Here is a 21,982-nt window from a genome sequence, read left to right on the forward strand (position 1 = left end):
ATTTATTTGAATTTGTATTTAGTTTGCAACCTTTCGTCCGTCGTCCGCGCTCCGCCGCCGCGGCTCCCGGCAGGCCGTATCCGCCTCCGGCCGCTGCCCCGCCTCCGATCCCGGAGAACCGCCGTCCGGCGAGGCCGCCGCCCCTGCGGGAAGGCGGAATGCGGCAGGCGCCTCCGCCGGGTCCGTTCCTCCCGGCGGACAGGGCGTCTCCGAAGCGCCGCCCCGCCCCGCCGGCAGCCACGAATAAAAATCCCCGTCCTCCGCGGGATTCGGTTCGTCGCACTCTTCGGGCCGCGGATCATCGTCCGGAGACGTCGCAGCGGCCCGTTCGGCGGCGCGCGCCGCCCGCCGGGCCTGCCGCCGGGCCCGGCGCTCCCTGTTCGTGAAACGCGCCCGGATACGCTGCCGCAGGTCGCGCAGATTGTCGAAATCCTCCTTGAAATAGATACCGATGCCGGTCTCCTGGAGGCCCTGGTTCTCGTCGAAGCGGTCGATGGTCTGCGTGAAGGCCTTCAGCTTGAGCGTCCCCGCCGGGTCGATCAGGTAGGTGATATAGGCTTCGCCCATGAAGTTGGACATGGAGCCGTTCACGGCCTGCTTGTTGTCGAGCAAGTAGTTGCCCTCGACTTCGACGAACAGCCGGTCGTTGATCAGGCTCTTCGAGATGCCGAAGTCCACCTCGTCGCTCGCCTGCTCCGACCTGGGCCGGTAGCCGATCCGGAAATCGTAGCCGAGCGACGAGAACCAACTGCTGACCATGTTCGAGAGGAACTCCATGCCCGTGGCGGCCGATACCGAACTGCCGATATTGGAGGAGGCCAGCGACGAGCTCTCGGCCATGAAGCTGTTGAACAGCAACAGGTAGGCGAACTGCGTATCGACCGTCTCGGGCGTCGAGAGGGCGTTGGCCACGACCGTCTGCGTCTCCGGATCGGACCCGGGCACGCGGACGTCGAAGCCGATGCTCGGATTCGAAAGCCGCTCCCCGAGGTGGATGACGCACTCGACGGGAACCGAGCGGCTGCCCCCGAGGTTGTCGGTCGTGCCTTGCAGAAGCGGCTGCAACGACGCCTTGAGCTTGTACACGGCGTCGATGTCCAGCAGGGCGTCCATCGGCGCTCCGGTCCACTGGATCGAGGAGCCGTTCTCGATGGTGAACCGCTTGCTGATGATATTTTGCAGCGAGAGCTGGAAGCTCCCTTCGGTCAGCGTGTAGTCGCCGTAGATTTCGAAGATGTTCGAACGGGGGTCGATCTGCAAGTTCAGCGTCCCCTCGCCGCGGGCCTTCAGCGTATTGCCCGCCAGCGTCAGCTCGACGTCCGCATTGGGCCGCACGTCGAGCGCCAGGGCGACGTTCATCCGGCCGGCGGCGGTCTGTTTCTGGCGGTGGCGGCGTTCGAAGGTCAGCTTGCGGCGCGCCACGGCGTCGAGCGTGTCCCTCCTCTCGGGCCGCTCGAAAACCACGAAATCGGCGTTGGCGATGTTCGACTTGCCCGACAGCGGCAGGAAGAAGTCCGAATCGTCGTCCGTCGAGGCCGTGATATCCATGTTCACCACCCCCTTGCGGCCCGTGATGCGGGCGTCGCCGGTGGCGTGGACCCGGCCGTAGAAAGTGTCGTTGTCGGCCTCGGTCGTATTGAGCACGAGCATCCGCTGCGGCGCCACGCGCACGTCGAAGGTGATGTTCGACAAGTGCGTCAGATCGAGGTCCAGATCGAACCGCCCGCGGTTGCCCTGCGCGTCGAAAACCGGAACGCCGGAGGCCCGGAAGCGGTTGTTGCGGACCGTCACCGTCGCCTCCGGCATCGTATAGGGAACCTGCGTGTAATCGACCGTCGTGCGGAGGTTCCGGACACGCACCTCGCCCCCGAGGTCGGCCTTCCGTCCCTCGCCCTGCAACACCAGATCGGCCGAAGCGCGCCCCGCCGTCGAGGAGATCACCCCCGAGAGCAGCGGGTCGAGCAGCGCCATGTCGAGGCTGTCGGCCGTCAGACGGGCGTAATAGCGCGCCCGGTCGGGCGCATAGAACCCCCGCACGAGCGTATCGCGCCGAAGACGGTCGGAGACGGTCACCCCCGCCCGATTGCGCGCGAAGTCCCAGCGCGAAGCGAGACGCAGCGGCGGCGCCGGAATGTCATTGACCCGCACGCTGTCGAAGAGGATGTCGGCCGTGATCTCGGCGCCGCGCAGCACCGATTTCATCGTCGCCGCGCCGTTCGTGCGCCCTTCGATCGCGTAGCCCATGCGTTCGGCGACCTGCGTGAAGGTCGAAAGGTCGAAGTTGCGCAGAGAGAGGGTCACCGAATCGGCGCGGCTGCGCGAAGCCACGCCGTCGATGAGCAGCTCCTGCTCGTCGTTCATCATGAAGAAGCGGTCGATCGACACGTGCGCCGTGTCGATGCGGATCCGGTGCGCGAAGATCTGCCACGTTTTCTCCCCCCGCGTGATGTGCGACGGAAGGATGCGCAGACCGATCACGCGGCCGAAGTCGCCCTCCTCGCTCAGAACGCCCGCGCGGACGCCGATCAGTCCCGAGACCTTGCGCACGGTGTCCGTGAAGCCCGTCGAAAGCTGTACGCGCCCCTGCTTCGCACCGCCCGTCACCGAGAGGTGCGGCAGGTGCAGCATCCCGGCGTAGAGGTCCTCGGCCGAGGCATAGACCGTGAGCGAATCGCCGCGGTTCGAAGCATTGACACTGAGGCGTGTGGCCAGCATCCGGCGGCGTTCGACGTATTCGGACGACGCCTTGAACGAGAGCCGGTCGCTCGCCGGGTTGAAGAGCAGCCGCAGCGACGTGCCGTCGGCGATCTGCAATCCCGCGGCCACGGCATCGGCCACGGGGTTGATATTGCGTATATCGACCGAGAGCAGCGAGAAGTCGTCGGGCGCGGCGGCCACGGCTCCCGGAGTTTCCTCATCGGACGCCCCGCCGCGCAGCACGGGCAGGTAGCGGCGCGCGCTGCGGCGCAGGTACTCGAAGACGGTGCGGTAGCTGGTCCGCGAACGGAACGTGACGTCGGCGAAATCCGAACGCAGCTCGACGAACTTGCCTGCGTCGGAGTTCTCGCCCGTCACCGTGACGTTCGAGGCCTGTATCTCCTTGTCGTTGTAGCGGTAGCGGGCGTCGGAGATCCGGATGCGCCCGTTCAGGTCGTCGAGCGACCGCCCGCCGGCCTTGGCCACGATACGGGCCGAGAGCTGCGAGACGGAGTCGCGGCGGTTGATCCGGAGCCGCGCCAGGTCGGCGTGGTGCAGATGCATCGTGAAGTCGTAACGCGGAACCGAATCGTTGAGGTCCACCAGTCCGAAAAAGTCGAAATCGAGGTTGGGATCGCGGGCCGTGATGCGGCCGTCGAACTCGCGGTTGCGCAGGCGCCCGTCGAGCCGCAGCGAGTCATAGACATAGCCGTTGAAGCCGAAGCGCCCGACGCACCCCTCCACGCGGGCGTCGGCATAGCCGCGCCCCACCACCCCGTCGATCCGGGCCGACAGGGTCGCGTCGCCCAGCAGCTCCCCGTGTCCCGTGAGCTCCCCGAGGCGCACGTCGCGCGCCGAGACCTCGCCCCGGATCGCGCTGCGGCCCTTTTCGAGCGGGCTCATCCGCAGGTCGCAGGTCACGTCGCCCCGCGCCGTCCCGGCCCCCAGCCGCATGTCGAACGACGAGAGCAGTCCCCGGAAACGGGCGTTCAGACGCATGTCGCCCGCCCGGTCCAGCACCGGGGCGAGCGACGCGGGAAGGGACTTTCCGGCGATGCGCCGCGCCAGGTCGTCGGCCGCCGCGGCCGAAGTCCGCAGGTCGGGAATCTCGAGGTCGAAGTGCGTCTTCCGGATGTCGGGAAGCCCCCGCAGCGAAGCCGTGGCCGCGAGCGTCGTGCTGTCGCCGATGCGCATCCGGCGGATCTCGCCTGAGAAGTCCGAGACGACGCCCGCCACCCGGGCATCTATCTCACTGAAGGTCAAATGCCAGTCGCGCAGACGGGGAGCGAAGTAAGCCACGTCGTCGGTCGAAACCTCCGTATCGCGCAGTGCGGCGTCGATGCGCACCTGGCCGAGAAAGTCCCGGTAGTCGGCCCACGAGTTGCCGGCCAGCGAAACGTAGGGAATCCGGATGTCCGACCCGGGCGTCACGATCCGGGCCTGCTCGAAGCCCAGGCAGCCCTGCGTGAGATAGAACCGCCCGGAGAGGTGATCCAGCACGAAGCCGCTCTTCTCGCGCGCCGACAGCGAGGCGACGGTCGTATAGACGGCCTGTCCGTCGATGGTGAAATCGTCCACCCGGGCGTCGAGCCGCGTCAGATGCAGGTGCGAAAAGTCGATTCCGTAGGGAGGATTGCGCTCCTCGTTCCGGTCGAGGCAAAGTTCCATGTTCTCGATCGAAGCGCTCTTCAGCGAGAGGCGGAACTCGCCCTTCCGTTTCCGGCCGGGATTCGAAAGGCGCGCGACGATCTGTTTGATGTTCATTTCGCCGTCGGGCATCTGGTGCAGATGCAGTCTGGCGTCGGCGATCTCCCCGCGGCTCAGCTCGACGCCCCCGCCCCACAGGCCGAAGCCCGTGACGTAGGCATCCAGACGCCCCACGTAAAGGAGCGTGTCGCGGCCGTAGTCCTCGACGTAGAAATCCTCGACGCGCACCTTCGAAAACAGCCCGATGTCCACCCGGCCCACGCGCACGACCGTTCCCAGCCGCTGCGAGACGAGAGCGGCCGCACGGCGCACGGCATAGTTCTGGACGGCGGGAATGTCGAGCAGCAGCGAAAGCGCCACGGGAAGGATTATCAGCAACAAAACCGCCGCAGATAACACCTTTCCCAATATTTTTATAACTTTGCGCAATCGGATTCCCGTATATAACTCGCAAAGTTAACCAAAAAGTTAAAATTACACGTAAAAAACCGGATGGATATTACAATTCTCGGCATCGAATCCTCGTGCGACGACACCTCGGCGGCCGTGTTGCGCAGCAACGTCCTGCTGTCGAACGTCATCGCCTCGCAGGCCGTGCACGTCAAGTACGGCGGCGTGATCCCCGAGCTGGCCTCGCGGGCCCACCAGCAGAATATCGTCCCCGTGGTGGATACGGCGCTCAGGGAGGCCGGCGTCACGGCCGACGAGCTGGACGCCATCGCCTTCACGCGCGGCCCCGGACTGGTCGGATCGCTGCTCGTGGGCGTGTCGTTCGCCAAGGGGCTGTCGATCGCCCGCAACATCCCGATGGTCGAGGTCAATCACCTGCAGGGACACATCCTCTCGCATTTCATCGACCTGCCGGACCGGCAATTGCCCCACCCGTCATTCCCGTTCCTCTGCCTGCTGGTGAGCGGCGGGCACACGCAGATCGTGCGCGTGGACTCCCCGACCCGAATGCGGATCATCGGCACGACGATCGACGACGCCGCGGGCGAAGCGTTCGACAAGTGCGCCAAGGTGATGGGGCTGCCCTACCCGGGCGGTCCGGTGATCGACCGCCTGGCCCGGGAGGGCGATCCGAAAGCGTTCCGCTTCGCACGGCCCCATGTCGAGGGATACGACTACTCGTTCTCGGGGCTGAAGACCTCGTTCCTCTACACGCTGCGCGACGCCGTGGCCTCCGACCCGGGGTTCGTCGAACGCCGCAAGGCCGACCTCTGCGCCTCGTTGCAGACGACCATCGTCGAAATCCTGCTCGACAAGCTCGTGCGCGCCTCGAAGGAGACGGGCATCCGCGACATCGCCATCGCCGGCGGCGTCTCGGCCAACTCGGGCCTGCGCGACGGCATCGCCGAGACGGGCCGCCGGCGCGGCTGGCGCACGTTCCTGCCCGAATTCAAGTTCACCACCGACAACGCCGCGATGATCGCCATGGCGGGCTACTACCGCTACAAGCTGGGCGAAGTGGCCTCGCTCGACGTTTCGCCCGCCGCCCGGCTGGAGAACATGTAGCCGGGCCCATTCACGCCGCACACGGTCCGGATGCTTCGGCATCCGGATTTTTTTCGTACCTTTGCTTCGAAGTCCGCAGTGGCGGACCGGCTTGGCTGCACGGAAAATCTGGTAAATGTTATTCTATAAATGATTAATCATTTATATGTCAGTGCAATAGTGTTTTATTCGACTTGCAAAAGGAACAAAATAGGAACAAAATCAATAATTTAAGCGATTATCCGTTTTTCGCATTTCACTTGATTTCATCCCTTGCACTTGGTCATACTAAAAGTGTTTTTCAAACCATTTTCCCGACAACCAGTCGCTCTTCTGAGAATATATTGTTGCAGCCAAAAGAGAAAATGACAAACCTCAGTCTTGTGAGTATATCCCTATTGGAGTTTTATTCTTCGCAAAGGTAGCTATTTCTATCAAGTCATAGGCATATAGAAAGGCAAATATGCCTACCTAAATTTAGTTTACTTTGATTTAGCATATATATAGGCTAATGTACTAAACTAAACTGAATTTTCGTCTCTCTTTGCACTTTTTCCCTAATAATCGCTCAGCCAAAAAGGAACATGGAACTGCATCGTATTTTCTCTTTTGGCTGCAATGCAACTTTTGGGTTAAATCATACTTCTGAAACCTATACGAATGGTTAGGAAACTCTTGGGCAACTAAGTTCGACATCAAAGAGATTAAGAACGATTAGAATATCATCCTGTTTTTATCTTTTTATTGCATTATATTTTATATCTTTGCCATAAATATCAAACGGATTAAACATGGATAAACCAAAGAACCGTATAAAAGAGGTGCTTGAAGAAAAAGGCATCAAGCAGATATGGTTGGCGGAAAAACTCGGAAAGAGTTTTTGTATCGTCAATTCTTATGTCTGCAACAGACGTCAGCCGAGTTTGGATGTGCTGTTCGAGATTGCAAATATCCTACATGTTGATCCGAAAGATTTAATCATCAGTAAATAAGCCCAAACATATGAAATTATACGAAATCCTCAAAGGCTCCGAATACAGTTTGGATATGTTCAGTCAAGAAGTCATTGCCGAGTTGGAGAACCGGATTATTGAACGGATCGACAAAAAGGGTAAAACCTATCCGGTGGTATCATGTCTTGTGCGTAATAAAGAAATAAAACTGACACCGGAAGAAATTGTCAGACAACTATATGCGGCTAAATTGATAAATGATTACGGTTATCCTAAAAGCCGGTTGGCTTTTGAATATCCGATTTATTTCGGACGTGAAACCAAGCGCGCAGATATCGTGATCCGGGATAATGACGATGCTAACGTCGCCTACATCATAGTTGAGCTGAAAAAACCGAAAGCCAAAGATGGCCGAGAACAGCTGAAATCTTACACCCATGCGACGGGTGCAAGTATGGCCGTATGGACTAACGGAACGACGATAGCCTATTATCAACGCCAGAATCCGAACTATTTCAAGGATATTCCTAATATTCCCAATGTGCACCAAACATTGGAGGATATCCTGCAAACTCCTTTTACTATGGACGATTTGGTCAAAAACGACAAACTGACCAAAACAGGCAAGTCGCTTAAAGACCTGATTCTCGAAATGGAAGATGAAGTTCTGGCAAATGCCGGCGTCGATGTATTCGAGGAGGTGTTCAAACTGATATTCGCCAAATTGTATGACGAACAAATCGGAGCTACGGAGAAAGATTACAATCTCGTATTCCGCAACTCCGGACAAAGTGATATTCAATTGAAAAATAAAATTGAGGACCTCTTCCGCAAGGCATGCAGCAAATGGACTGGCGTGTTTGCTAAAGATGCAAAAATAGCTTTGACTCCCCCGCATTTGTCCATCTGCGTCTCCTCGCTCGAAGGCGTCAAATTGTTCAATTCCAATCTCGACGTAGTGGACGAGGCTTTCGAGTATCTGATGAGCAAAAGCAGCAAGGGTGAAAAAGGGCAATACTTCACACCCCGTTATGTTATCGATATGTGTGTCAAAATGCTCAATCCGCAGGTGGATGAAACGATGATCGATACGGCTGCAGGCAGCTCGGGATTCCCTGTTCACACGATATTTCATGTATGGAAACAGATGCAGATAGCAGCTAATAAACCGGTAAATCATCTGTTCACGGCAACGCCGAAAAGTCATGCAGAAATCGAATATGTACAAGATAATGTTTTTGCCATCGACTTCGATGAAAAAGCCGTTCGTGTAGCTCGAACCCTGAATTTGATTGCCGGCGATGGTCATACGAATGTTCTGCACTTGAATACGCTCGATTGGGCCCGCTGGAATACGGTTACAAAGGAAGAAACATGGGTAGATACCTACAATGATGGCTTCAAAAAGTTGAAACAGTTACGTGTCGGCAACGATTTCGGACAGTTCAACTTTGCCATTCTGATGGCCAATCCGCCGTTTGCCGGTGAGATTAAAGAGGGGCAGATTTTAAGTCGTTACGATCTGGGTATGAAGAATGGTAAGGCACAAAAGAGTGTCAGCCGTGATATTCTTTTCATTGAACGCAATCTTAGTTTCTTGAAACCGGGCGGGCGTATGGCAATCGTATTACCGCAAGGCAGATTCAACAACAGCAGCGACAAGACCATCCGCGAATATATCGCAGAACGATGTCGTATCCTTGCCGTCGTGGGGCTGCACGGCAACACATTCAAGCCGCATACCGGCACCAAGACGAGTGTATTGTTCGTTCAGAAATGGGACGACGTACTGTGCCCGAAAGTCGATGATTATAACATCTTTTTCGCAACCCAGCAGAAAGAGGGCAAAAACAACAGCGGCGATAAATTATATTGGAAATCGGATAAAATCGGTACGACGACCGATCCGAAACTTGCACTTTGCGACAAATATGGACATCCTGTTGTTTATCACGATCTGCTCGCAACCGTAAATTATAACTGGAACGAAGAGAAAAAGTGCAATGAAATAGAGCAAATTACCCCCGACGGCATTGCCGAGGCGTTTGTCGAATTCGCCAAGAAAGAACGGCTATCTTTTTTCGCGGATGCCCCTTTGATAAAGTAAAATACGAGGCTTTATTGGAGGGGCTGGAGATAAAAGAAAAAAAACTCTATGAAGTATTAAGTAATAAGGATTTTCGAATAGATAGTTCTTTTTACACAAAAGAGCCAAAGAAAAATCCGGATCTTATTTATGCTAAAATCGGCGAACACCTTATTTCGTCGCAATACGGTATATCTATCGAGATGAATACGGATTCTGTTGGATATCCTATTTACCGCATGAACGAGATTCATGATATGTTATGCGATCTTGATGTCGATAAATGTGCTGATATTACACAAGCCGAATACGACAGATTCGCATTAAAAGATAGGGATGTGCTATTTAATCGAACCAACTCCTTTGAATGGGTAGGTCGAACGGGCATATATTATCAAAATGATGATATACAGCGGACGTTTGCTTCTTATCTGGTAAGGCTGAATCCTAAAGACAGCATATTACCGGAATATCTGTGTGCCTATTTGAATTGCAAATATGGAGAATGGGATGTAAAGCGCAGAGCAAGGCAATCAATTAATCAAACCAATGTAAATCCGGAAGAAGTCAAAGAAATTGAAATCCCGATTCTTGATATCGATTTGCAACAAAAAATCCAATGCTGTTTTACACAGGCAAATTCTTTAAGAATTTTATCGCAAAAGACTTATTCCGAAGCAGAATTAATATTGCATAACGAATTAGGAATTAACTCGATAGCAGTAACCGATGTGAATGTATCACAAAAACGGTTTTCCGATTTTATTAATAGCGGCCGATTGGATGCGGAATATTATCAACCCAAATACGACGGTCTTTTTTCTCGATTGAGTGAGTTTGAGACTAAACGATTAGGAGATATAGTCCGAATCTGCAAATCAATAGAACCTGGAAGCGAAGCATACCAGAATCAAGGTATTCCCTTTATGCGTGTTAGCAATCTGTCTAAATTCGGTTTTTCGGATACGGAAATACATTTATCGTCAGATGAATACGGAGATGTAATTCGGCCTAAACAAAATACCATTCTACTCTCTAAAGATGGAAGTGTAGGTATTGCTTATAAAGTCGAACAAGATATGAATGTCATAACCTCAGGCGCAATATTGCATTTGACCATTACGGATAATGAATTTATGCCTGATTATTTGACGCTTGTCCTTAATTCTGTTATCGTTGGTATGCAGGCGGAACGAGATGCCGGAGGATCAATCATACAACACTGGAAACCGTCGGAAATCGAAAATGTCGTCATCCCAAAGTTAAGCCAAGAAATTCAACAGGAGATTACAAATAAGGTGAAAGAAAGTTTTGCATTACGACGTGAAAGCAAACGATTATTAAACCTTGCCAAAACCGCAGTAGAAACAACCATCGAACAAGGTGAAAATGCAGCTTTGAGACTATTAGATAGATAAATCAAGTGTAAAAACTCGATGAATATACTTTTAGACACGAATATCATTATTCCATTGGAAGATACGAGCAGGGTCCTCGATTCTTCTTTTGCTGAACTGCGGAAACTCTCCGCAGAACAGAGTCATTGTCTGTATATTCATCCGATGCAACTTGAAGACATTAACCGAGACAAGAATCAAGAAAGACGGGGAATCGTATTATCTCGGTTAAAGCAATATTCACAGATAGAAAATCCACCAGTCTTATCCAGTCGGGAATGCCATAAACTCGGTTTATCACAATCCAACGACAACGACAAAGTAGACAATAACGTTTTGTTCGCTTTGTATCGGGGGGCAGCGCACCTTCTCGTTACAAACGACGAAGGCATTCACCGGAAAGCCACGAAAATCGGATTGCAGGATAAAGTATATCGGTTAGAACAATTCTTGTTATTACTTCGGCGATATACGACTGTCCCGTTTTCTTTCGATTACACTGGTGTAAAAGAGCGCTTTCTATATGAAATAGATAAAAACCAACCGTTCTTCGAATCTTTACGGCAGTCGTATGACGACTTTGATAAGTGGTTTCAGAAATGTGCCGCAGACAAGCGGAAATGCTGGTGTATAGAAGACGGAACCGGCAACATCGTCGCAGTCTGTATCTACAAACACGAGCAAGATGCTCAGCTGACTGATAACGGAGAGGTTATTCCCGGACGCATCTTGAAGCTTTGTACATTTAAAGTCGATATAAAAGCTCGCGGAAAGAAATTAGGCGAGCGACTTTTGTATATCGCATTCGATTATTGTGTAAAAAACAAGTTGGACTGGGTATATCTACATACGTTCGGAGAGGAACAAAAAACGCTTGTAGGGCTTTGTTTAGATTATGGCTTTTATTGTCTCGGTAAATACAAACAAGATGATGTTTATATTAAGCCAATGAAATTAATGGATGATGATTGCGGCAGTTTGGATTCTTTGATAAGATATTATCCCTACTTCAAGGATAATGAATCTGTTCAAAAGTTCATTATTCCTATTCGACCGCAATACCATGAAGATTTGTTCCCGGACTTCAGCAGCATGAAAGGTTCTCTGTTCGAGAAAGATCAATCGTTGTATTCTTGCCAAGGAAATACAATCAAAAAAGCGTATTTGTGTCATTCCAAAATAAAAACGATTCGTAAAGGGGATATCATCCTATTTTACCGAAGCAAAGACCGGAAATCCATACAATGTATGGGAATCGTCGAAGATGTTCTATTTTCAGAAAATATCGACGAAGTATTTCCTGCCATTGCCAAAAGAACCGTCTACAGTTATTCGGATTTACTTAAAATTCTGGAGAAAAAGACGCTAGTAATACTTTTCCGGTATATCGCTCTTGATAAAGAAATATCCTATCAACAGATTGCTAAGGCCAAAGTTGAAGGATATATCCAAAGTATTAGAAAAATTGATAATCAACAATATTCAGCATTGATACATGAGAACTGAAACAATCATATTATCCATTCATCCAAGTCATATTGAAAAAATACTATCTGGGGAGAAGCTATACGAATATCGCAAGCGCATTCCTACGGATATACGACATATTGTTGTATATGCAACGTCTCCGATCAAAATGATTGTCGCCTTGATTGAGATAGATTCAATTTTAAAGGGGACGCCAGAATGCGTATGGGAAAAAACCAAAAAACATGCAGGTGTTTCCAAAGATTTTTTCATGCTCTATTTTGCCGACCATCAAGATTCTTATGCTATCAAATTTAAGACGGTTTTCAAATTAGAGACGCCGAAATCTTTAATGTGCTTGGGTAATAATATTGCTGCTCCACAATCTTATACATACCTCACAGAGACAACAGAGGAATTGTGTAATAAATTAGGGCTAAAGTAATTAAGCAATGATGAACTTCGACGAATACATTCGCCAAGGCGAACCGCAGAAACGGGAAAAAGGATATGCGTGGCAGACTGCAATCGGTTTGCAGGCCGTCGACGGGCTCAAGCCATCCGACTATCTGATTGAAACCGCCCGAAAAGATATTGAAGGTGAAATTACGATTGATGAAGCGGAACAGCTCATAAAAAGCTACTACCAGTCGAAAGAAGCGCGTACACCCGAAGAGGCAGAAACGCATGAGGCGGATACGGCATCGACCAACATCCGCCGACTTCTTACCGAGAAAACCTTTGCTTTTACACTTGTCGGGCTGACATCGATTCATCGTCGGATTTTTGATGGGGTATTCAAATTTGCGGGACAAATCCGAGATTACAACATTACCAAAAAGGAATGGGTGCTGCGCGGTGATACGGTGTTGTATGTTTCCGCGCCCGATCTCCGCAAAGCGATCGAATACGACTTGGAACAAGAACGCCAGTTCGACTATTCAAAAGTGGACAGGAATGGATTAGTGAGCCACATAGCCAAATTCGTATCTGGATTATGGCAAATTCATCCGTTTGGTGAGGGAAATACGCGAACTACGGCCGTGTTCATGATTCTCTATCTACGTTCTATGGGCTTTGATGTAACAAACGATCTGTTCGCCAATCATTCGTGGTATTTCCGTAATGCACTGGTACGTGCCAACTACCAAAACGTGCGAAAAGGCATCATGCGTAATTCCGAATATTTGGAACGGTTCTTTCGTAATCTTCTATTGGGTGAAACGAATGAGTTGCGGAATAGGTATATGGTGGTTAATGCTCCGGAAGAGCTGACGGCAAAACAAGTCCAGCAAATCGACCGTACAAGTACCGAACAACCTGCCGTACAAGTAACCGAACAAGTTCGCGCTTTGTTGTTGGCTTTGTCAAACGAACAATTATCGTTAAAAGTATTGATGGAGAAAGTCGGTCTGAAACATCGTCCGACATTTTTGGAGAACTATATAACCCCCGCTTCCGAAGCCGGTTTTCTCAAGGTGCTATATCCCGACAAGCCCAATCACCCGAGACAAAAATACCTGCTTACGGCAAAAGGGCTGGCTCTATATAACGAAATAAAGAAAATGCAATAGTCTTGATAATTGCTTCCATTATGAACCTTTCCATCTTCATAGCGATATCCTTTTGTGACATTTTTATCGGATAGCTTTCGGCGGTTGGAGCTGTTTCTTGCATTGGACGTTTGCCAAAGCCGATTTGATCCGGGTTTGTCCGTTTGCCACGAAATTCATTTCGGGGGAGCCTAATACCCCGTCCGACATTCGTCGTCGGGTGGGTTGCCATACAATCTGCAAGCAGAGGTAGTGAGATTGTCCAATGTCGGGCAGATTATGAAACGGCAAACGTATAGGCAGAGTGCTTTTGGCGTATCGGGAAATTTAGCCTATACCAGTTCATGTCAAGCAGGCATCCGACAAGAGGATGGAAGAAAGAATTTGCCCCTTGTAGCGTTGTCTTACCTGGCAAGAATAAGATTATACTTTACTTGACTTTCATGGATAAAATAGAAAGCCTTTCAAAGTCGCCATTTCTTCCTATTATCCGAGCAATAAAATTCCTGTTTTAGGCATGGTTTTGACCAACTGCACTGTTCCAATTTTCTTTTCAGATGTTTGCATGAAACGGTTTACTTTAGTTTTCTTGCCCTATATATAGGGAAATACTAAACTAAACAGAATTATATATGCTCGCGTGGGAATAAACTACACCAACAAAAAAACATCGTGAAACCATAAAATTCGGCAGCTGCTTTAGTCGAATAATCCGTTTACTAAATTAACAGCATCGTCCTTTTTCTGATTGATGATTTTGGCGTAGACTTGCGTCATCTTCACATCGGCATGACCGAGCAGTTTCGAGGTCGTGTAGAGGTCTGCACCGAGCGTCAGCATCATCGTTGCGAACGTGTGGCGGCTCGTGTGAAATGAAAACCGCTTATCTATTCCAGCCGCTTTCGCCCAAGGTTTGAGAAGCGTGTTTATCATCGTTGGACTCGGCAAATCGAATACGTGTTCGTTTGCCGTCTTTTCCCCTCGCTCCGGCATCCACTTCAAGGCTTCGGGGGAAAGTGGCAGATAAATCGGCTCTTTGGTCTTTTGCATAGATACAGCCAAACGATATTGTCCCCTATCAACAAAGACATCTTTCCACTTTAAACTGATGATATCGCTTATCCGCAGTCCGCAGAAACAGGAGAACAAATAAGCCTGTTTTACCGCCTCGTTTTTCATCGGAGTAGCAATCAATGCCCGCACCTCTTCTATGGTCATATACGACCGCTTGCTCTCCGGTAGACGGATTTTATCCGAATTGTTGATTTTAGTAAACGGATTGACTTTTATAATTTCCGCTCGCACAGCAGCGTTCAATGCTCCGTTCAGAATGCGGTAATAGGTATGTAGCGTAAAATTTGATACTTGCTTACCTTTTGGCCGATATTCAGTCAGCAGATAGTCGATATACTCTTGGCAAAATGTTTTGTCAATTTGATCCATCGTTACCCGTTCTCCGGCATACTCTTTCAAGATGCGGATGGTAACTTGGATTTGGTTTCCATCTTTCTTTCCTCGCTTCGCCTGATTCTCTTTGTAGGTTTCCATCCAGTCCAGAAGAAAAACCTTTTCACGGGTTTCGATACCCGCTTCGCCGTTGGTAAGTTGAATGATCCGTTTCGATTTGATGGCATTGGCTGCGGCCATAGTCGTTTGATTCCGCACACGGGCATTGTTATCCGTTTCGGGGATAAGATACATCTTCAGATACTCATACGTCCGTTTACCGTCCCGATAGATATCCAAATACAGACTTTTGTTTCCATTGGCCAACTCTTTCATCCGAAGACGAATCGGCTCTTTTACTTTCGTGGGCTTCTTTACTCGTGGCATAATTCCTCCTTTTTTACTCGTTATTTCTGCCACAAAGGTAGAAAGAATAATCCAAGATAAGGAACAAATAAGGAACAAAAATGTACCGAAAAAGAGCCAAGCAACAATAAACAAGTAAAACAAGAGAAGATACAGATACAGCATAATTACTTATTATACAGTATATTTATTTTCACTTGATTGGTTTTTGTTTTCTCTTTCAATCTATGCTATATAAATCTGGAAAATTTTTTGACAAGCGGTCAGGCACATATTCCTGCTGTTGCGGCCCCGCGTCGTGACGGGCACGGGATTTGATCCTACGCCATAACGGCGCGGGCTATATGTGCTCATTCCTTGTCGGGTTTACCAGAACCTTCCGTGAAGCGAGCGGCAATAGTCCGCGTCCGTCGTTTCAGCGCGCCGGCGCGGTCCCGAACCCGACTGCCATGAAACACGAAACCTCCCCTGAAAAACGCCTCGCGGAGTGGGAACGCCTCGCGGAGATCATCCGCCGCTCGGGGCTTTCGATCAATGCCTTCGCCCTCCGCATCGGCCTGCCGCGCGGCGAGAATCTCTACCGCATCCGCCGCGGCGCGAACGGTATCAGCCGCGACCTGGCCGAACGCATCCACGCCCGCTATCCGCAATACAGCATCCGCTGGCTTCTCTCGGGCGACGAGCAGGAGTGACGCCCCGGAAAAGCCGCCGCCGGGCCTCCCGGAACAACGGATCACCCCCGCCGGAAAGGGTTCCGACGGGGGTGGAATCGCAGTGTCCGGCCGCAGCGACGCGGTCCGGACCGAAGCCGGACGCCCCGCAAACGGGCGGGACGCCGCTGCCGGGCGGTCACTTCGCGCCGAACAGCCGGTCGCGCAGCGAAAAGTTCGCCCGCCGGGCCGCGAAGGCGTCGTATTCGGCACGCAGCGAAGCCATCAGATCGCGCACGGACTGAATCTTCTCGGCCCGCCAGGCATTCGCACCGCAGAAGGCGTAGCCGTTCTGCAAGCGACCCTTGAAGGCGTTGTAGAGGGCCAGCATGATACAATAGGGACTATGCGTCACGTCGCACGTCCTGATGCAGTCGAACGGACAGGACTTCGGACGCTTGAGCCCCTCCTTCACCCGGTCGAGGAAGCGGTTGTGAATGGCCCGGCCCGGCATCCCGACGGGGCTCTGGATGATCTCGATGTCCTCCCGGCGCGCCTCGATATAGCTCTGCTTGAAGGCCGGGTCGGCGTCGCACTCCTCCGTGGTGACGAAGCGCGTGCCCATCTGCACGCCCTCGGCCCCCAGCTCCATGATCCGGTAGATGTCCTCGCCCGTATAGATGCCGCCGCCGGCGATCACCGGAATATGGCAGTCGTGGGCGGCCTCGAAGGAGCGCACCTCGGCGACGATCTCCGGCACGAGCGTCTCGAGGGCGTAGTGCTCGTCGTTCAGCTGCTCGGGCTTGTAACCCAGGTGGCCGCCCGCCTTGGGCCCCTCGACCACGATGGCGTCGGGAACGTACTTGTACTCCGAGAACCATTTCCGGCACAGGAGCTTCGCCGCACGGGCCGACGAGACGATCGGCGCGAGCTTGGTCTTCGCCCCTTCGGTGAGGAACGACGGCAGGTTGAGCGGCAGTCCGGCGCCCGAGAAGATGATGTCGGCCCGCTCGGCGACGGCCGTGCGGACCATGTCCGCGAAGTTCGACATGGCGACCATGACGTTCACGCCGACGATGCCGCGCGTAGCCTCGCGGGCCTTGCGCAGCTCCTGCTTCAGTCCCCAGACCGAAGCCTCGCGGTAATCCTTCGAATAGTCGTTGTAAATCACCCCCAGCCCGGCCGACGAGATGACGCCGATGCCGCCCTGGTCGGCCACGGCGGACGCCAGTCCCGAGAGGGATATGCCTACGCCCATACCGCCTTGCACGATGGGCACGGAAGCGCATAAGTTTCCGATTTTAAGTGCTTTCATTTACAGTTCGGATTAAAAAACCATTACTAACCGCTCAAAGGTAGGGAAAATCGGATGAAAACCGCCGACATTCCGAACAATTTAACGTAAAGGTCACATACGCACCGTGTCCCCTCCGCGACTCCCGGTAGTTTCCGCGTTCAGACGAACCGGATGCCCCGCAGCCGTCCGCCGCGCCGGCCCGCCGTTTCGCGCTCGACGATGCCCGTTACGACGTCGGCCGCATCGTGCCAGCGGTTGGTGCGGAACAGACGGCGGTAGGTCGTCAGATGCGCATACAGCTCGGGCCACTCCCGCGCCCATCCCCGCGGAAAGCGCACGAGGTGCAGCACGGTGGCCGAGTTGGAGAGGATGCGCGCCTCCTTGTTGCCGCTCTGGTGGAACCACTCGACCCGCACGCCGGGAGCGCGCGCCTGCACGGCGCGGGCGAACCCGCGGCCGCCGTTGTTGCTCTCGACGGCGGCCTGCCGCGTCGCGGAGCGCACGAGCATCCCGGCCACCAGCGGCTCGGTCACCTCCATCGGCTCGCGCGAATAGACCGCATCGGTGATGTAGATGACCCCGTCGGTATCGACCGCATACGAAAGCGAGCAGAGATAGTCGTCGCCCGTATCGGCCGTGTCGGTGTAGTTGGCCCGGCGGACGATCTCGCGCGGCAGGGCGTCGTACTCGGCGAAGTGCGGTCCGTAGAGCAGTCCTTCGCGCGAAGAGGGTCGCCCCTGGTAGAGAGCCTCGAACTGCAACGGATCGAGCCGCCGCTTGGAGTGCAGCAGCACGGCGCCGTGCTGCTCCTCCCACAACGCCTCGCCCGGTGCGCGGGGGTCGATTTCGGTGGGCGGCGAGGTCTTCAGCGCCTCGAAGTTCAGGTGCAGCCAGCCGCCGGGCGGAAGCGTGTCGAGCTGCCGCCACTCGCGCAGCTCCTCGACCGGTTCACGGGCCAGCAGTTCGCCGATGAGGTCCTCCTCGTGCCAGCGCGTGAAAACGACCAGTTCGCGCGAGGCGTTGTGCATCCGTGTGCGGACCACCGACGTATACCACTCCCAGCAGTTCGAACGCACGAGCGGCGAATTGGCCTCCAGCGCATCCTTATACAAATCGTCCAGGATGAAGCAGTCCACGCGGTTGCCCGTGAGCGAGCCCTCGCGGCCGACCGACAGCAGTCCGCCCCGCCGCCCCACGACCTCCACCTCGTCGGCCGTGCGGATATAGCCCGGCGGCCGGGCGCCGCGCTTGATCGTCGTAGCGGGGAAAAAGGCAGCGTATTCGCGCGACTCGAGAATCCGCTGCACGCGGCGGTTGAACTTCGAGGCCAGCGCCCCGGAGTAGGAGGCGATCGCCACGCGGCAGTCGGGATCCAGCCCCAGCACATAGGCCGGAAGGAGCGTCGTGGCACCGACGCTCTTGCCGTGCTGGGGCGGCATGGTGACGATCAGCCGCCGGACGCGCCCCGCGGCGAAGGCCTCCAGCACCCGGTAGTAGGCACGGTGGAAAGGCTTCAGGTCGAGGAAGGGATAGACCCCGAGGGCGAAATCGGCGAACGCCGGAGGCGTCGCGGCATCCGCATCGGACAGCACCGGTCCTCCGGGAAACGACTCTTCCGGCGAAAGTGACGAAGAGGCGGAAAGGCCGGGGCCGGCGGAGCGGGCGGCCGCGGAAGAGCCCGCCGCACCGGAGGAAGGACAGCCGGAGACCGCTCCGGATACGAAAGCCTCTGCGGAATCTCCTTCCGCAGAGGCCGGAACAGACATTGTGACCATTCGATGAAAACTGTTTTCAAAAACCCCTTGCGCGGCGCCGCGACAGGCAGGTTTTTCGGATAAGTGCGCTGCGGCGGGCGGCGCCGCGCCCGGGAAGCGAGGAGCCGCAGCACGAAGGCGTCAGAGGTACGCCTTCATTTCGGAAAACGAGAAGTCGTTGGCGACCTCCCCCTCGCCGTCCGCGGTGTGGAACTCCCACCAGACGGGCACAAGGTCCGCGACGGCATCGACGTCGCCTTCGGGCAGCGACTCGCGCCGCCGGCAGACGATGACCGAGGCCGTCAGGCGGCACTCCATGCCGCCGAACGCGAAACGGACCGATCCCGAAAAGTAGCCGCCGCCGTCGAGGGCGTCCGCCAGACGGACCGCCGTTTCCCGGTAAAGTTCAGGTGAAACCGAATAGCTCATTGATACAGAATCGTTTTTTTGCAAAAAAGTTTGCAGACAGAAACAAATTGTTTAACTTTGCAGGACAAAGATATATTCAAAATTTGAACATTCGAACCGAAAATTCAAATTTTTGATATAAAATTTTCCGATAGAATACCATGAACGAACGGGTAAAACTGATACGCAAGCAGCTCGGAATGACGCAAGAGCAACTCGCACAGCGACTTGGAATAGGCAAAGCCGCCCTCTCGATGATCGAGACCGGCAAGGCGGGGCTCTCGGCGAGGAACCGGAACATCCTGGTTCAGGAATTGAACGTAAACCCCGAATGGATCGAAACCGGCAGAGGCAGCATGTTCAACGCCGAGCCGGACCTGACGGCCTACATGCACCGCACGGACAACTCGCTGCCGCTCCAGAGCGTGCCTCTCTACTCGATCGAGGGCACGGCGGGGCTGGTTCCCCTGTTCGCCGACCAGACGCAGGCCAAACCCGTCAATTTCATCCACATCCCCAACCTCCCGAAATGCGACGGAGCGCTCTACGTGCGCGGGGATTCCATGTATCCGCTGCTCAAGAGCGGCGACATCGTGCTCTACAAGCAGCTCAACGACATCGACGACATCTTCTGGGGCGACATGTACCTGCTCTCGATCGACATCGACGGCGAAGAGTACGTCACCGTGAAGTATATCCAGAAATCCGAGCGCGAGGGGTGGGTGAAACTCGTGAGCCAGAATCCGCACCATGCCGACAAGGAGATCGCCATGAGCCGCATCCGGGCCATCGCGCTGGTCAAGGCCAGTATCCGGATGAACTCGATCCGATGACAGGGGACGTTCCGATAGAACGGAGCCGGAGCGCCCGCAATTTTTATTTTATCGGATGAAAACCCGTCCCGCACGAGGCGGAACGGAAATAATCGCTATATTTGTTCCGATCTTGGCGTCATGGGGAGGGGAAAGCAATGCAACTATCCGACAAATACGGTCCGACGGACGACTTCGGGCGTTTTTTCGACGAATACCGTCCGCGGCTGATCGCATTCGCCCGCGGATATGTCCGGGACCGGCTCGTTGCCGAAGACCTCGCCACCGACTCCTTCCTCTATTTCTGGGAGAACCGCTCCCGCATCGACACGGGCGGAAATCCGGCCGCCTACGTCCTCAAGACGCTCCGCCACAAATGCCTCAACCACCTGCGGGCGCAAGCCGTGCGGCTGCGGGCCCACGGCGAGATGGAGGAGTTGCAACAACGCGTGCTGCGCGAAAGCATCCGCTCGCTGGAGATGTGCGATCCCGAACGGCTGTTCGAGGGCGAGGTCGAACGGATCGTCCGCGACTGCCTGGACGAAATGCCCGAACTGACCCGCAGCGTCTTCACCGAACAGCGGCTCCGGGGACGCTCCTACCGCGAGGTCGCCGCACAGTACGGCATCAGCGAACGGCGCGTCGAGACCGAGCTGGGCAAAGCCCTCGGAAAACTGCGCCTCGCCCTGCGCGACTACCTGCCCGCCGCGCTCGCGGCGGCCGTGCTGGAACGCCTCACGCGGCAATTCTGAAAATATTTTCCCGAAAAACGTGTCCTTTCGCGGGAAACCGCCCTGCTGAAGTGCTTTTATAATGAACGCCCCGAAAAGCGGGCGGAAGGAAAAGCATGGAAAAAGAGATTCTGTACCGTTTTTTCAGAGGAGAGACCGGCCCCGACGAGGAGCGCCGGCTCATGGAATGGCTCGATGCGGACGAGGAGAACCGCCGCACGTTCGACCGCGAACGCGCCGTGTTCGACGCCCTGCTGCTCTTCGCCCCCGTTCCCGGAGCCGCGCAACGCAACCCCGGAATGCGTCTGCGCCGCATGGCGGGCGCCGCGGCACGCATCGCGGCCGTCGTCGCCCTGGCGGTCGGCGTCGGCTGGGGGTTCGTCGCCCACCGCGAACGCGGCTGGGAGCAACTGACCAACCGTGTGGTAGTCCCCGCCGGACAGCGCATCAACCTGACCCTGCAGGACGGAACCTCCGTATGGCTCAACTCCGGCGCCGAAATCGAATACCCGGCCCTCTTCGCCGGCGACACGCGGCAGGTAAGACTCAAAGGCACGGCGCTGTTCGACGTCAGCCACGACGCCGGACACCCCTTCGTCGTGGAGACCTACGCCTGCCGGGTGGAGGTGCTCGGCACGCGCTTCAACGTCAATGCAGACGAACAGCACGGCATCTTCTCGACGGCCCTGCTGCGGGGCAGCGTGCGTGTCACGCCGCACGACGCCCCGCAGCGGCAGGTCACGCTCAGACCCAACGAAAAGGTATCGCTGCACGACGGACGGCTGACGCTCGGACGGGCCGACGATCCGAACGAATACCTCTGGACCGAGGGGCTGATCTCGGTCAGCGGCTGCTCGTTCGAGGAGCTCCTGCACCGTCTCGAACACTGCTACGGGGTGCGGTTCGACGTGCGGCTGAAAGAGATGCCGCAATTCGAGGCCGTCGGCAAAATCCGCATCTCGGACGGCATCGAGCACGCCCTCGACATCCTCCAGCGCAACTGCGACTTCGAATACGCCTACGACTCGCAAACCAACGAAATAACCATCTACCGATAAAATAGCACGAACCTTAAAACCTGCCTGCCTATGAGATAACACGAGCCTTTCTGAGGCCGTCGTCGCCGATCGCGGAAGCCATCGGAAAAAATGCCCGAAGTCGTTG

General features: G+C 54.6%; 16 protein-coding genes. 11 read left to right on the forward strand and 5 right to left on the reverse strand.

Annotation, left to right across the window (positions count from 1 at the left end):
- Positions 1 to 18: 18 nt before the first annotated feature.
- A complete protein-coding gene (locus tag FME97_RS02280; protein ID WP_317129399.1) occupies positions 19 to 4,785 on the reverse strand; it encodes a translocation/assembly module TamB domain-containing protein in 4,767 nt (1,588 codons plus the stop codon).
- Positions 4,786 to 4,896: 111 nt separating this feature from the next.
- Between FME97_RS02280 and tsaD the strand changes: the two genes are divergently transcribed.
- The 7 genes from tsaD (at position 4,897) to FME97_RS02315 (ending at position 13,375) form a co-directional block, all read left to right on the forward strand.
- Positions 4,897 to 5,919, forward strand: coding sequence for a tRNA (adenosine(37)-N6)-threonylcarbamoyltransferase complex transferase subunit TsaD (gene tsaD, locus FME97_RS02285; RefSeq protein ID WP_141427679.1), 1,023 nt, complete (start codon positions 4,897 to 4,899; stop codon positions 5,917 to 5,919).
- Between the two features lie 770 nt (positions 5,920 to 6,689).
- A complete protein-coding gene (locus FME97_RS02290; protein WP_141419275.1) occupies positions 6,690 to 6,890 on the forward strand; it encodes a helix-turn-helix domain-containing protein in 201 nt (66 codons plus the stop codon).
- Between the two features lie 10 nt (positions 6,891 to 6,900).
- On the forward strand, positions 6,901 to 8,958 hold the full coding sequence (locus FME97_RS02295; protein ID WP_141427680.1) for an N-6 DNA methylase: 2,058 nt from the start codon (positions 6,901 to 6,903) through the stop codon (positions 8,956 to 8,958).
- 14 nt (positions 8,959 to 8,972) lie between these two features.
- Positions 8,973 to 10,355: a restriction endonuclease subunit S gene (locus tag FME97_RS02300; RefSeq protein WP_198418191.1), complete on the forward strand. Its 1,383-nt coding sequence runs from the start codon at positions 8,973 to 8,975 to the stop codon at positions 10,353 to 10,355.
- An 18-nt stretch (positions 10,356 to 10,373) separates the two neighbouring features.
- Complete coding sequence (locus FME97_RS02305; RefSeq protein ID WP_141427681.1) at positions 10,374 to 11,840, forward strand: GNAT family N-acetyltransferase; 1,467 nt, start codon at positions 10,374 to 10,376, stop codon at positions 11,838 to 11,840.
- Complete coding sequence (locus tag FME97_RS02310) at positions 11,830 to 12,246, forward strand: hypothetical protein (protein WP_141427682.1); 417 nt, start codon at positions 11,830 to 11,832, stop codon at positions 12,244 to 12,246. The genes FME97_RS02305 and FME97_RS02310 overlap by 11 nt, the downstream gene beginning before the upstream one ends.
- A 7-nt stretch (positions 12,247 to 12,253) precedes the next feature.
- Positions 12,254 to 13,375: a Fic family protein gene (locus tag FME97_RS02315; protein WP_141427683.1), complete on the forward strand. Its 1,122-nt coding sequence runs from the start codon at positions 12,254 to 12,256 to the stop codon at positions 13,373 to 13,375.
- Between the two features lie 678 nt (positions 13,376 to 14,053).
- On the opposite strand, the gene FME97_RS02320 is transcribed toward FME97_RS02315, so the two are convergent.
- Positions 14,054 to 15,187, reverse strand: a complete 1,134-nt coding sequence (locus FME97_RS02320; RefSeq protein WP_141429918.1) for a site-specific integrase — start codon at positions 15,185 to 15,187, stop codon at positions 14,054 to 14,056.
- Positions 15,188 to 15,615: 428 nt separating this feature from the next.
- On the opposite strand from FME97_RS02320, the gene FME97_RS02325 reads away from it, so the two are divergent.
- A complete protein-coding gene (locus tag FME97_RS02325) occupies positions 15,616 to 15,858 on the forward strand; it encodes a helix-turn-helix domain-containing protein (protein ID WP_141427684.1) in 243 nt (80 codons plus the stop codon).
- 157 nt (positions 15,859 to 16,015) lie between these two features.
- Here the strand turns inward: FME97_RS02325 and FME97_RS02330 are convergent, their stop codons facing one another.
- The 3 genes from FME97_RS02330 to FME97_RS02340 all read right to left on the reverse strand — a co-directional run bounded on the left by FME97_RS02330 (position 16,016) and on the right by FME97_RS02340 (position 19,296).
- Positions 16,016 to 17,131: an NAD(P)H-dependent flavin oxidoreductase gene (locus tag FME97_RS02330; protein WP_141427685.1), complete on the reverse strand. Its 1,116-nt coding sequence runs from the start codon at positions 17,129 to 17,131 to the stop codon at positions 16,016 to 16,018.
- Positions 17,132 to 17,271: 140 nt separating this feature from the next.
- A complete protein-coding gene (gene terL / locus FME97_RS02335) occupies positions 17,272 to 18,705 on the reverse strand; it encodes a phage terminase large subunit (protein ID WP_141427686.1) in 1,434 nt (477 codons plus the stop codon).
- A 303-nt stretch (positions 18,706 to 19,008) separates the two neighbouring features.
- Positions 19,009 to 19,296, reverse strand: coding sequence for a hypothetical protein (locus FME97_RS02340; protein WP_141427687.1), 288 nt, complete (start codon positions 19,294 to 19,296; stop codon positions 19,009 to 19,011).
- 140 nt (positions 19,297 to 19,436) lie between these two features.
- Between FME97_RS02340 and FME97_RS02345 the strand changes: the two genes are divergently transcribed.
- From FME97_RS02345 to FME97_RS02355, 3 genes are all read left to right on the forward strand, one after another.
- A complete protein-coding gene (locus FME97_RS02345) occupies positions 19,437 to 20,108 on the forward strand; it encodes a LexA family transcriptional regulator (protein WP_141427688.1) in 672 nt (223 codons plus the stop codon).
- A gap of 137 nt (positions 20,109 to 20,245) precedes the next feature.
- On the forward strand, positions 20,246 to 20,839 hold the full coding sequence (locus FME97_RS02350) for an RNA polymerase sigma-70 factor (RefSeq protein WP_141427689.1): 594 nt from the start codon (positions 20,246 to 20,248) through the stop codon (positions 20,837 to 20,839).
- A gap of 95 nt (positions 20,840 to 20,934) precedes the next feature.
- Entirely contained in the window at positions 20,935 to 21,876 is a 942-nt protein-coding gene (locus tag FME97_RS02355; RefSeq protein ID WP_141427690.1) for a FecR family protein, read from the forward strand.
- Positions 21,877 to 21,982: the final 106 nt, after the last annotated feature.

The sequence above is a fragment of the Alistipes dispar genome, from assembly GCF_006542685.1.
GTDB lineage: Bacteria > Bacteroidota > Bacteroidia > Bacteroidales > Rikenellaceae > Alistipes > Alistipes dispar.